The 11,959-nt window shown below is 43.7% G+C and carries 7 protein-coding genes; 5 read left to right on the forward strand and 2 right to left on the reverse strand.

Annotation, left to right across the window (positions count from 1 at the left end; genetic code table 11):
- The first annotated feature begins 326 nt into the window (after positions 1-326).
- Positions 327-3,113 (forward strand): urea ABC transporter substrate-binding protein, encoded by a 2,787-nt coding sequence (gene urtA / locus ACLFWI_RS17180; protein WP_446413926.1) that lies wholly within the window; start codon positions 327-329, stop codon positions 3,111-3,113.
- 1,231 nt (positions 3,114-4,344) lie between these two features.
- Here urtA and ACLFWI_RS17185 read toward each other — a convergent pair.
- A complete protein-coding gene (locus ACLFWI_RS17185) occupies positions 4,345-4,542 on the reverse strand; it encodes a type II toxin-antitoxin system PemK/MazF family toxin (protein ID WP_446409157.1) in 198 nt (65 codons plus the stop codon).
- Positions 4,536-4,793: a hypothetical protein gene (locus tag ACLFWI_RS17190; RefSeq protein ID WP_446413927.1), complete on the reverse strand. Its 258-nt coding sequence runs from the start codon at positions 4,791-4,793 to the stop codon at positions 4,536-4,538. Before ACLFWI_RS17190 ends, ACLFWI_RS17185 begins: the two co-directional genes overlap by 7 nt.
- A 1,657-nt stretch (positions 4,794-6,450) precedes the next feature.
- On the opposite strand from ACLFWI_RS17190, the gene ACLFWI_RS17195 reads away from it, so the two are divergent.
- The 4 genes from ACLFWI_RS17195 to ACLFWI_RS17210 all read left to right on the forward strand — a co-directional run bounded on the left by ACLFWI_RS17195 (position 6,451) and on the right by ACLFWI_RS17210 (position 11,953).
- The gene (locus ACLFWI_RS17195) at positions 6,451-7,164 is read left to right on the forward strand and encodes a hypothetical protein (protein WP_446413928.1); all 714 of its coding nucleotides are present in this window, start codon (positions 6,451-6,453) and stop codon (positions 7,162-7,164) included.
- 73 nt (positions 7,165-7,237) lie between these two features.
- Positions 7,238-9,088: a hypothetical protein gene (locus ACLFWI_RS17200; protein WP_446409155.1), complete on the forward strand. Its 1,851-nt coding sequence runs from the start codon at positions 7,238-7,240 to the stop codon at positions 9,086-9,088.
- Positions 9,089-9,105: 17 nt separating this feature from the next.
- Entirely contained in the window at positions 9,106-10,590 is a 1,485-nt protein-coding gene (locus tag ACLFWI_RS17205) for a DUF1802 family protein (protein WP_446413929.1), read from the forward strand.
- Between the two features lie 34 nt (positions 10,591-10,624).
- Positions 10,625-11,953, forward strand: a complete 1,329-nt coding sequence (locus ACLFWI_RS17210; protein ID WP_446413930.1) for a ribulose bisphosphate carboxylase small subunit — start codon at positions 10,625-10,627, stop codon at positions 11,951-11,953.
- Positions 11,954-11,959: the final 6 nt, after the last annotated feature.

Raw genomic sequence — 11,959 nt, forward strand, 5'->3', positions numbered from 1 at the left:
CCATCAGTACAGTAGGTTAGTATTGAAAGGGACATTGTAAAAAGCAATAGTCAAATGTTTAGTATTTGCCTCAATCGTGCATTTAACCTATCGTTGTTTTATGCAGCTTCATGGAAGACCAGGGATTCGCGCTCAGGGTGTTTGGCTTTTGTCACTTCCCCAGGTTTTAATTAAACAGGGAAGAATGGAGAAATCTTAAACGGAATAATTGATCCAGATTGCAATAAGATGATTAATTGATCACGTCAACAACAAAAAGCAACGGTTAAAGGATTATTGGACAGTAGAGAGGCACTTAACGGGAGAACATTTCGGGAACATCAGTAATGAGCGAATTCAACCAGTCAGCGATCAGATCTGGTGCTGCGATCCCTGTTGGCATTTTACATTCTTTAAGCGGCACGATGGCGATTAGCGAAGCCTCGTTAAAGGATGCGGAATTGATGGCGATCGCGGAAATTAATCAAGCGGGTGGTGTCTTAGGACATCGAATTGAACCCGTGATTGAAGATGGCGCATCCCAATCGGCGACGTTTGCTATCAAAGCTAGAAAGTTGATCGAACAGGATCAGGTTGCCACCATCTTTGGCGGGTGGACGTCTGCAAGTCGCAAAGCGGTTTTACCCATCTTAGAAGAACTCAACGCCCTGATGTGGTATCCGGTTGAATATGAAGGACTCGAATGTTCTCGCCACATTTTTTATACAGGTATTTGTCCGAATCAACAAGTCGGTCCAGCGGTTAACTGGTTGCTGGAACATAAGGGGAAACGTTTTTATCTGATTGGATCTGATTATGTTTTTCCCCGAACCGCCAACAAGTTAATTAAGGCGCAGCTTAAACAGCAAAGGGGGAGTTTAGCGGGGGAAGAGTATGTTCCTTTAGGGATGACCGACTTTGGTGAGTTGATCGCCAGAATTAAAGAAGCTAAACCGGATGTAGTCTTTAATACCCTGAATGGGGACAGTAATTTAGCGTTTTATCAACAGTACCAAGAAGCCGGAATCACAGCGGCGGAGATTCCCATTTTAGCCGTGAGTGTCGCTGAAGAGGAACTGCGGCGAATGGGGGGGAGTATCGCGACGGGTCATTATGCCAGTTGGAGTTATTTTCAGAGTATTAATACCCAGAGAAATCGCGAATTTGTCCGAAATTTTCAGGCACGTTATGGTCAAGATCGGGTGACCAGTGATCCGATTGAGTCGGCGTATACCCAGGTTTATCTCTGGAAACAAGCCGTAGAAAAAGCGGGTGGCTTTGATGTGGAATCAGTGCGAGAAGCGGCCTATGGGCAAACGTTTGCAGCACCGGGAGGGAAGATTCGGATTGAGACAAATAACCATGTCAGCAAACATTGCCGGATTGGTAAGATTTTGGATGGTGGTCAATTTGAAATTGTCTTTACCAGTGTCGGACGCCTTAAACCTCAGCCTTGGTTGGGAATTGAAAAGTTAAGTAAGCAGATCTCACCAGTGGTTATTGATATGCTGGCAGAGGTTTCCCAATCGATTCAATATAACTGCCAACTGGAACAAAAGTCCCGTGAATTGGAAGCGGCGATGGCGCAACTGGTGACGACGAATGAAAAGTTACAACGCACTCAAGACCAATTATTGCAAGCCGAAGCCCAATTTCGCGAGTTACAAGATCAAGAAAAACTGTTGAAACGTCGCTTGTCGAGTCAAATTCGCAGTTCTTTGGAATTAGAACAGATTTTGAAGACGGCGGTGAGGGAAATCTGTAGTTTATTACATATCGATCGCTGCCAGTTTTTGTGGTATCACCCTTACGGTACTCCTCCTCGCTTTGAACCTATGGAAGCGGCGGGAGAGTTAAGTGAAAATAAGGGAGTGCAATGGAATACGGCGGACGAACTTTTGCCAGATTTTCCATTAATGATTCAGCAACAATCGTTGCTACGGATTGACGATATTGCCAGCGATAGTCAGCTTAAGGGTAAGACTCGCGATCGCTTCCTGGATGATGGACTGCAAGCTGTGCTAATTGTACCCCTACAAACTCGCAGCAATAAAATTGGCGTGGTGGTTTGTGAACATTATCAGCAGAGTCGCTACTGGAGTGAACAGGAAGTTGAATTAATTGTTTCAGTAGTTGACCAACTATCGAGTGCCATTGATCAAGCTGAACTGTATGCCCATAGTCGCACAACCGCCGCCTTAGCCACCGCGCAAGCGGAACAACTGAAGCAAGCGTTGCATGATTTAAAAGCCTATCAAGCGCAGTTAGTGCAGACGGAAAAAATGTCCACATTAGGGACATTAGTCGCCGGGGTAGCCCATGAAATTAATAATCCCACCAGTTTTATTTACGGTAATCTCCACTACGCCAAAGAATATACCGAGGATTTATTAGAAATGCTGCGGTTGTATCAAGAGTATTATCCTGAACCCGCACCCGAAATTCAAGATCATGCCCAAGCAATTGAGTTAGAGTTTCTGATCAAAGACTTGCCTAAAACTCTGGGTTCCATGGAGATTGGGGCGGAACGGATTCGTCATTTGGTATTGAGTTTGCGGAATTTCTCGCGTTTGGATCAAGCCCAAATGCAACCCATGGATATTCATGAGGGGATGGAGAGTACCTTACTATTATTGCGGAATCGGCTAAAAGGGAATGGTCACAATCCAGAGATTGAATTAGTGAAAGAGTATGGGGAGTTACCGTTGGTTGAGTGCTATCCGTCGCAGCTTAATCAAGTGTTTATGAATCTCCTGGGGAATGCAATTGATGCGTTAGAGGAAGTTGTCGCCCGGAATGAGACGAATTTTTCGCCGATGATTCGGATTCAGTCAGAAGCGCCATCGGCTGATTATATTCGGGTGAGAATTAGTGATAATGGATCAGGGATGACGGATGATGTGAAGTTAAAGTTATTTGATCCGTTTTTTACGACTAAGCCGATTGGTAAAGGGACGGGTTTAGGACTCTCGATTAGTTATCAGATTGTTGTAGACAAGCATAAGGGAATTTTGCAATGTCACTCTACTCCTGGACAAGGAACTGAGTTTATTATTGAGATTCCGGTGCAACAAAATCGTAAAGTTGCTGTGAGTCAGGAGATGAATATCCGACTGAAGGCTCAAACCCATTAAGGAGTTGAACCGGATATGATAAAACGGGGCGGTTAGAAACCGCAGCTACACAAACTAAACCCGCCTGCGCGGGTTTCATCTAGCTGGAGGTTCCCCGAAGTGTGAGCATTCTGGTGACAAATCCAGGATTAACCATCTGTAGGGGCGACCCGCTTGCATCAATTAAAAACTCCCATCCATTCAATTGGGTCGGGTCGCCCTCTCCTATTCATTTGGCTAATTAATGCTAAAACAACAGCAGCCTTTCAGTTCTACTAACCGAGTGATTTCCTTCTCTTGATGATTCTTTGTGGAGTTGCACTGAATTCAATGACATCCGACCTGAGAGGAGAGGGCGACCCGATCAAATTGAGGGGACTACAATTGTTAATTAATGCAAGCGGGTCGCCCCTACCAGGTATATTTATATTGACAAAATGCAAAACTTACGCTTAATTGACGGTTGAACTGCAATCTGTATAGAAGATAAAGTAAATTCAGAATGCTTGCAAATCAATCTTTCCACCAACCGGATCTCCTAAATCCACCCAGTAGATATCACCCGGTTTAACTGCCATTCTGTTTGTTATCGGTAAAACCCGCCCCGACAAACGATCAGGTCGCCCTCTCCTATTAATTTGGCTAATTAATGCTAAAACAACAGCAGCCTTTCAGTTCTACTAACCGAGTGATTTCCTTCTCTTGATAATTCTTTGTGGAGTTGCACTGAATTCAAGTTTCAGTTGCCTTGCTCCCCATTGACTAGCTTAGGAAATATCAGCGTTCAAAAGATTTGCTGCTGTTGTTTTTAGATGAGACAGATTGATTGATTTAGCCAGCGTTTTTACCTCTTCTTTTGAATCTAAACGTTGCTTTTGTATCTGTCTGATGAAGCTTTATTTGCTTCATAGTTCTACTTTAGCACTCTCAAGTTAAATGACAAGGGAATGATACGTAAGTTTACTTTTATGGAGGAAAATGTGAAGTTTGATTAATGCTTTCCCGATGCGGATATCCTTGAACTCCATTTAGGATGAGAGGGGAGCATCCTTGCGATCGCGGTTTTTCCCTTCCTGAAACACTTGCTGACATCCGACCTGAGAGGAGAGGGCGACCCGATCAAATTGAGGGGACTACAATTGTTAATTAATGCAAGCGGGTCGCCCCTACCAGGTATATTTATATTGACAAAATGCAAAACTTACGCTTACTTGACGGTTGAACTACAATCTGTCTAAAAGATCAAGTAAATTCAGAATGCTTGCAAATCAATCTTCCCACTCATCAAATTCATAAGGCTCCAGTAACAATTGCAAACCACAATGGTTCTGATTTGGCTTTGGTTAAAAGCATCATTTTGGATCACCACATGAGGATGGAGAAAGCCAGGAGCCGAGCCAACCGGATCTCCTAAATCCACCCAATAGATATCACCTTGTTTAACTACCATTCTCCTTCGATGACACGACGATGAGTTGAGCGCATTGCTTGTAGAAGTTGCGTTTCCTCTTCGTCAAGTCCATCGGAGTAAGCCACATTGACCTGTTCTAGCAGTTCCTTTCGTTCACGGTATCGACGCAGAAATTCACTCAGAGCAAGGCTAATCAGCCGACTCCAAGACATATTTAGCTCTTTAACCAGAGCTTGGGTGTCGTCTATCAAGTCTCGTCGGATGGGAAGATTGGTTGGCGAATCAGTCATGGAGGGATGAGTCGATGTCACTACTCAAAGTATAGCTGAGTAATTCATCGAGCCATAAGCTTGGTGCGTTCCCAATCGGCGATCGATGGAGCAGCAGAAATCGCTTCCAGGAACGCACCCTACAACCGAACGGCTATTACTGGATCGACGCTCTAGGTGGAGGTTCCGAGAATTGCGATTGAGCGAAGCTCAGCGCCAAAGGCGATCGTGTTCCTGTTTAGAAATGCAAGATTAACCACCTGTAGGGGCGACCCGCTTGCATCAATTAACAATCTCCAATCCATTTAATTGGGTCGGGTCGCCCTCTGCTATTAATTTGGCTAATTAATGCTAAAACAACAGCAGCATTTCAGTTCTACTAACCGAGTGATTTCCTTCTCTTGATAATTCTTTGTGGAGTTGCACTGAATTCAAGTTTCAGTTGCCTTGCTCCCCATTGACTAGCTTAGGAAATATCAGCGTTCAAAAGATTTGCTGCTGTTGTTTTTAGATGAGACAGATTGATTGATTTAGCCAGCGTTTTTACCTCTTCTTTTGAATCTAAACGTTGCTTTTGTATCTGTCTGATGAAGCTTTATTTGCTTCATAGTTCTACTTTAGCACTCTCAAGTTAAATGACAAGGGAATGATACGTAAGTTTACTTTTATGGAGGAAAATGTGAAGTTTGATTAATGCTTTCCCGATGCGGATATCCTTGAACTCCATTTAGGATGAGAGGGGAGCATCCTTGCGATCGCGGTTTTTCCCTTCCTGAAACACTTGCTGACATCCGACCTGAGAGGAGAGGGCGACCCGATCAAATTGAGGGGACTACAATTGTTAATTAATGCAAGCGGGTCGCCCCTACCAGGTATATTTATATTGACAAAATGCAAAACTTACGCTTACTTGACGGTTGAACTGCAATCTGTGTAGAAGATACAGCGCTTTGCGCTGTAATAAAGTACAGTAGCCCCGACAAACGATCAGGTCGCCCTCTCCTATTAATTTGGCTGGAAATGCTAAAACAACAGCAGCACGTCCGATTGACTTGCTGAGTGATTTCCTTCTTTTGGTAATTCTATCTGGAGTTGCACTGAATTCAAGTTTCAGTTGCCTTGCTCCCTATTACTTAGCTTAGGAAATATCAGCGTCTAAATGGTTTGCTGCTGTTGTTTTTAGAGAAGACAGATTGATTGGTTTAGCCAGCGTTTTTACCTCTTTCTTTGAATCTAAACGTTGCTTTTTTTATCTGTCCGCTGAAGCTTTATTTGCTTCATACTTTTACTTTACCACTCTCAAGTTAAAAGACAAGGGAATGATATAGAAGTTAACATTTATCCGATAAATATTAAGTTAGGTTACGATTATGGGCAACGATTGATGAGCAGGTGATCATCCTGCACCAGTCGAAAACAGGATCAAATTGAACAGTTGAGTCTTTGGATTAAGTGAAAATACTTAGAGACTATGTGCAGAACACATAATTTGTGGCGTGAGGGTGGGTTTTACTGGGGGGTTATCAATGGAATGCATTGATTGTTCTCTAAACTGCTCCTACTGACGCTGTACTAGCTTTATACCGATCGCGACTGAACTGGCAAGTGGCTAGAGGATAGGGTTAGTATAGCAGGGAGTATTTTTACAAAAGTTCATTCTTTAGACTCAGAAATTTCCATGACGGATATGGTAACAACGATGTCGAATGATGCTGAGGCGAAGGCGAAGCAAGTCCGCTTACTGCTTTACTTGTGGGATCTGGGAGGTTCAGATGTTAAGAGGGGTGATCTGACTAAACGACTGAAACGCAAGAAAGAGACAGCCGCCGATTATCAGGATAGTTATCAGCAGCTAGAAAATGACGGTGCGATCGCGGTTTCTCGGTATAAGGTGTCTCTGGTAAAGCCCAAGGGATTGCAGATGCTGGAAGCGGGGCTAAAGAGTGAGGCGTTTGAGTTTGAGAGTCAGATTGGCGCGAAAACGGCGAATGCGTTACTCAAATGGATTCGAGAACAAGCTATGTCGGCGGGTACTGTTGGTGATGGTGCGGTTGCAGCCGGGAAGACTGGGGAGAGTGCGATTGAGCAAAGCTCAGCGCCAAAGGCGATCGCGTCTTATGACCAGTTTAAGCAAGTGGCGCTGGATGTCTACGATCAGCTTAACCGCGACTATAACTTAGATGACTTAGTACCGATATATCGGATACGGCGGACAATTGGCGATCGCGTCTCTCGTTCCCAGTTCAACGACTGGATGCTGGAAATGCAGGCTAACGATATCTTACAGCTTCAAGGTGGCAGCGTAGAAGATAGCGCACCGGACAAAATTGAAGATTCGATTACGACACAACTGGATGGATTGCGCTGTTATGCCCGACGCTTAACATCATAAATTATACAGTCTTTCTGTATCGTATTGGGTGTACTACTTATTTACTTCACATCACACTACAAGGATTAGATCCGTGTCTTCCATTGAAGAATTAATCAGAAATAAAAACCCCTTTGCTGGACATACTGTGGTTACACCACTACAGATCTGGGGAAAAAGCTTTCCTGATGTTCCCTCAATAAACGCTCATGCATCTGATGCTGTATTTGATGCGGTGGCTAAAGTGCGTAGCGGGGAACGTCAAACCGTAGGAATTACGATTACGGCTGAAAAAGGGCTAGGCAAAAGCCATATTATCAGTCGGATTCGCCATCACTACCAAGCTAATAGTGATGCGTTGTTTATATACATGAATAAATATGACAATTTAAATAAGATAAAGACTCTATTTAACCAAAATGTAGCCACCAGTCTTAAAGCATTTGGTAGTCAAGGAGTCATGCAGTGGCAAGAATTGGCGACTGCTTTGATTAATGAAGCCAGAAACTGGAATTATACTCCTCAGCAATATGTGGCAATTTTTCCCAAGTGGTTGAGCAAATATTCAAACAAATTAGGTGATATGCTCACCAATCTGGTTCTTCAGGTTAAACCCGATATTGATAATCCTTATATTGTAACAGCAATTTTGTGGACGCTTTCTTCTGCTCATGCTCGATATGCCATTCATTGGCTTTCTGGTGGCGAGTTAAGTCAGTTACAAGCTGAGACAATGGGGCTACCTAATCCTAAAGGAGAAGACAGAGAAACAGACGCCTTAAATAATGCTCGCCAAATTCTCGACATCACCAGTGATTATCGAGTACCCGTGATTTGCTTTGATGAGTTAGATATTGTAGCAGTTGATGATAATGGTTTTACCGTCGCCCAACTTGTTGCGAGTTTGGTCAAGGACTTGTATAACACTCTCAAACGGGGTGCTTTTTTGCTAGCCATGTATGCTGACACCTGGAGTTATCAAGTTAGAAGTTTACCTCAAGCTGAGGCGGTAATGGCTCGTTTGGCTAGTGAAAGGGCAGATATGCAACCGTTAAAACTGGACTATTTAAACTCAGATCAGGTAATTGAACTTGTTTCCCATTGGCTCAAAGAATTCTATGGTGAAAATCAACAAATACCACCTAATCCGATTTATCCATTTGATCAAAACAAATTAAGGGAGCTTGGTAAGCAAAAACCTACGGTAAGGGCAGTGATTCGGTGGTGTGCAGAAAACTTTAAGCTTTCAAAAAATGGACGGAAAAGTATTGTTGAACTTTGTTATCAAACCCAATTAGATGATATTCAAAGAAATATAGATATTTTGTCAGAAGAAAACAACAATGAAATTGCTGAGGCTTTAAAATTAGCTTTTTTAACTCTCTGCCAGCAAACAATAGAGGGAGTGACTATTGATAGAGTAGAAGAAATCCAATGCTGGAGTGTAGACAAAGGATACATTCACTTTAAAATTGTTGGAACCGAAAATGAGCAAGAGGTTAAAATTGGAGTGGCTGTTCTTGAGCAATCTGGAGGAAAGTATCAGGGAGCGGCATTAAAGCGGTTAATTAACTATAAAAAATTTGACTTAACTCGCGGTTGCTTAGTTCGTTCTAAGAAAATTAACTCTGGAGCGAGATTAGCTCAAAATAATGTCAGGAAGCTTTTGCAAGAGAAAGGCGGAGAATGGGTGCGTTTACAGAGCCAAGATATAACTCCACTTCTGGCTATTCTATTCGTCCATGACAATCGGGAAAGTTACGAAATCAGCGAGGAGCAAATATTTGATTTTATCAAGGAGAAGCGGTTAGCCATTGATAACCCACTCATTCGAGAAATTTTAAGTGATCCGTCGGGTCAAGAACCTGATAATCTAACTGATGATGATTTGCCAATGAGAGTTCCTCAGACTGTTGCTGATGTAGAAGATAACATCGAACTATAACGTATAACTCTATAAAAATGAACCAGCAGGTTTTACTTCAAACTGCATTTTGTCTACCCACCCCCGATATCGAAGCCTTAATCGAAGGGCGAATGATCGCCGCTATTCCGCGAATATTCCTCAATCCGGGACGACAATTTGCTCTCTATCCCTCAGATACATCCAGTAACGCTCTGCCTATCGAACAGTATTATCGCTCTAATTTTATCCCCTCCGCCCAAAAAAGTCTGGCTGAACTCGGTTCTGAGACAGTTCAAATTAAAGCCTGGGCAAAATGCGAACGTTGTCAAGTCTTGGATGATTCCGAATCCCTGGATTTTTTATCCCAGTTAACTGTATGGACAACAGCCGGATTAGAGCAAACTCGTGTCAAACGAGGTCATATTTTTTTAGCCTACCTGCGGGTTTATCGACTCCCGCAACCGATGGAAATTCCTGTTCATCCGAGTCCCCGATTTATTCCACTTCCCCAACCTTTAACGGTGACTCAAGACACACCTGTGTTGAGTCAAACCTTCTTTGAACAGCGCTGTCGCCAGATGGAAAAACGACAGCCGCCTCAGCATCCAGAATTAGAGGAATTACAGAGTGCGATAGCGAAGCGCTGCTGCTTACAGCAGATCGCGTCATTATCAGACAGTAATCTAGCGGCTAAAGAACTCGACCAAGATATCAAACAATTCTTGGGATGGAGTAGTCAATCAATCGGGAGATTTGACTCTGATTTTATCTGGATAAAAACAATCGCCAAAGTCGGTAACTCTAGCGATGGTCATCACTTTGAAAAACTGGTGCGAAAAAGCTTACTGAAACTAGGATTTACTAACTCTAGAAATGACCCAAGAGCCAGCCTAAATCCAGAAGCCACTGGCGGTGCTGGCGGGATTGATTTTTATGCGGATGCACCTTATCCCATCGTTGGCGAATGCAAAGCCACCAAAAGTGAAAAAGTACCCAGCAGAACTCCAGGACAATTAATTCAACTTGGTAAAAATCACCTGCAACAAGACTACGATCCTTGTATAAAACTCATTGTCGCCGCCGGGGAATTAACCCCAGATGCTTTACGAACAACTTTAAATAATCAGATTAGCGTGATTCGTCCAGAAACTCTCCAACATCTCGTGGAATTGCAAGCCCAGTATAAGGGTGCGATTGACTTACTGAAACTTAAAGCCTGTTGGCAAGATGCTTATGGGTTAGCCGATGATAAAATTGAGCAATACCTGGCACAAGTGCGTCAAGACATCGCCGTGCGATCGCACATCGTCAAATCCGTTAAATCCTTACAAGAAAATGCCGGGTTAGGCGAAGTGGAAGTTGGTCAAATTTATGGCGCGTATATCGGTTCGAGTCCGCCTAAACCCTTAATGCCAAATGAACTGCATGATATTCTCATTGAACTATCCTCACCGTTAACAGGCTACTTAGGGCGGAGTAAGGAGAATGACTCAAACCGCGATCGCTTCTATTTCTTGCGCGATTTACCTCTAATTCATTAAGGTTAAGAAACCTTTTGTTGGGAACTGTTCACTTATGACCTACTATATCGCGCCCAGCTTCCGGGATAAACTGGCGGTTCACATTACCAAAAACTATCTAGAATTAGAGGGTGTCCGGGTTCCTCTGATTCTGGGCATTCATGGACGCAAAGGAGAAGGCAAATCCTTCCAATGCGAGTTAGTCTTTGAACAAATGGGGATTGGTGTCATCCATATCTCTGGCGGTGAACTGGAAAGTCCGGATGCAGGTGATCCGGCGCGTCTGATTCGCTTGCGTTATCGAGAAGCCGCTGAAATGATTAAGGTGCAGGGAAAAATGTGCGCCTTAATGATTAATGACTTGGATGCAGGGGTTGGACGTTTTGACAGCACCACTCAATACACAGTCAATACTCAACTCGTCAGCGCCACATTAATGAATATTGCCGATCATCCCACCGATGTGCAACTCCCTGGGAGTTATGACGCCAATCCCCTGCATCGCGTCCCGATTATCGTCACCGGGAATGACTTCTCCACCCTCTATGCGCCGTTAATTCGAGAAGGTCGTATGGAAAAATATTACTGGGAACCCAGTCGAGAGGAACGCATTGGCATTGTTGGGGGCATTTTTGCCGCAGATGAACTATCCCGACGAGACATCGAACAACTGGTGGATCATTTCCCCAATCAAGCCATTGACTTTTTCAGCGCCTTGCGATCGCGGATTTATGATCAACAGATTCTCCACTTTATCCATGATGTCGGACTTGATCAAGTTTCCTTTCGCGTCGTTCGCAGTACCGAAGCGCCGCCGGAATTTGAAAAGCCGAATTTTGATATATCTCACTTAATCGAATTCGGTCAGGTGATGATTGGCGAACAAAGACAAGTTGAACAGACGGGATTAGTTCGAGAATATAATAAGGCACTGCGCGAAAGTCCTGGGATTGAGTTACCGCCAGCACGACAAATCACAGGTCAATATACCCCCCAGACAGACAGACAGGGAAACGGTTTAGCCAAAGAACCCCGCACCCTTAATCAAGGATCAGCCAGTCAAGCCACTACTGAGAATAGAGTTAACCTTAAGACACATCAGCCGTTAGAACCCACCACGTCCTTAGATTTAGATATCCAACAGCAGATTCGCGAACTCTTAGCCCAAGGATACCGTCTCAGTTTAGAGTATGCCAATGAGCGGCGTTTTCGCACGAATGCTTGGAAAAGTGATGGCACATTTCAAGGAGATGAAGCATCAGACGTGATCCTGACCCTAGCCGAACGCCTTGCTGAACATAATAATGAATATGTGCGGTTAATTGGTATTGACCCCAAAGCCAAGCGGCGAATTCTGGAAACGATTATTCAGCGACCGCGTTAAGATTGG

It is taken from the genome of Coleofasciculus sp. (genome assembly GCF_046539235.1).
Taxonomy (GTDB): Bacteria; Cyanobacteriota; Cyanobacteriia; order Cyanobacteriales; family Coleofasciculaceae; genus Coleofasciculus.

Bases quoted from the DNA above. Each gene is read 5' to 3' on its own strand.
- urtA (WP_446413926.1), top strand. From the start codon at position 327: ATGAGCGAATTCAACCAGTCAGCGATCAGATCTGGTGCTGCGATCCCT.
- ACLFWI_RS17185 (WP_446409157.1), bottom strand. From the start codon at position 4,542: ATGGTAGTTAAACAAGGTGATATCTATTGGGTGGATTTAGGAGATCCG.
- ACLFWI_RS17190 (WP_446413927.1), bottom strand. From the start codon at position 4,793: ATGACTGATTCGCCAACCAATCTTCCCATCCGACGAGACTTGATAGAC.
- ACLFWI_RS17195 (WP_446413928.1), top strand. From the start codon at position 6,451: ATGACGGATATGGTAACAACGATGTCGAATGATGCTGAGGCGAAGGCG.
- ACLFWI_RS17205 (WP_446413929.1), top strand. From the start codon at position 9,106: ATGAACCAGCAGGTTTTACTTCAAACTGCATTTTGTCTACCCACCCCC.
- ACLFWI_RS17210 (WP_446413930.1), top strand. From the start codon at position 10,625: ATGACCTACTATATCGCGCCCAGCTTCCGGGATAAACTGGCGGTTCAC.